The organism is Sphingomonas endophytica, from assembly GCF_001476895.1.
Lineage (GTDB): Bacteria > Pseudomonadota > Alphaproteobacteria > Sphingomonadales > Sphingomonadaceae > Sphingomonas > Sphingomonas endophytica_A.
The window spans coordinates 1-796 of sequence record NZ_LDTB01000092.1 but is presented as its reverse complement, the minus strand read 5'-3'; the positions used below and the strand labels follow the sequence as shown (position 1 = coordinate 796).

The window sequence follows — 796 nt, the reverse complement described above, 5'->3', positions numbered from 1 at the left end:
CGATCATTGCTTTCTTCTCGCCGAGCGCAGCCACCAGCGCGACCATGTCGCCGACGGTATCGAAGATCGTGTAGGCACCGATGTCGGCCGGCGCGGCGGTCCGGCCGAAGCCGCGCATATCGGGTGCTGCGACCCGGAAGCCCGCGGCTGCGAGCGCTGCGATCTGGTGCCGCCACGAGTAGGACAGTTCCGGCCAGCCATGGCAGAGCACGACCAGCGGGCCGTGGCCGGCCTCGCGCACGAACATGTCGATGCCGTTGGCGGAAATGGTTCGGGAGGATGACATTCGCGTTTCCGCCTTGTTTGCCGGTTTTGCTGTCGTTAGTTCCGAAGATACGGACGTTCAACGCAGCAGGCAATCCAGCCGGCCTTGCCCACGCGGCGCAACCTGAGTTGTTTGCGATCCTTCCAGCTGTTAGAACGCAGTCTTTCAGGACATCGCCGATGGCAGCCCAGACCGCAGTTCCCCGCACGTTGTCAGCTCGCGCCGGGCGCGGCCTGATCGCGGCCGCGGTCGCGCTGGCGATCGGCTGCGGCGGCGTGGTCTATGCCGCCAACAACAGCGTCCAGGGCGCCAAGAAGGAAGACGCCGGATTCGACGGTGACGCGCCGACCGCGATCCTGGTCGAGGCCTCCTCGGGCAGCGTGCTGTTCGAGAAGAATGCCGACGAGCTGCGCGCGCCCTCCAGCATGATGAAGCTGATGACCGCCGAGGTGGTGTTCGACGCCATCAAGAAGGGCGACATCAAGCTCCCGGACGAATACCGGATCAGCGAGAACGCCATTTCCCTTATAC

1 protein-coding gene and 1 pseudogene are annotated in these 796 nt (G+C 64.8%); one reads left to right on the top strand and one right to left on the bottom strand.

Features of this window, described 5'->3' with window-relative positions; translation table 11 throughout:
- Window positions 1–247 (bottom strand): alpha/beta fold hydrolase (locus NS334_RS16060; protein ID WP_241491998.1); only part of this gene is annotated, 247 nt, incomplete at its 3' end.
- Window positions 248–279: 32 nt separating this feature from the next.
- Between NS334_RS16060 and NS334_RS16055 the strand changes: the two are divergent.
- Window positions 280–796: pseudogene (locus tag NS334_RS16055) on the top strand (hypothetical protein); the annotation flags it as partial.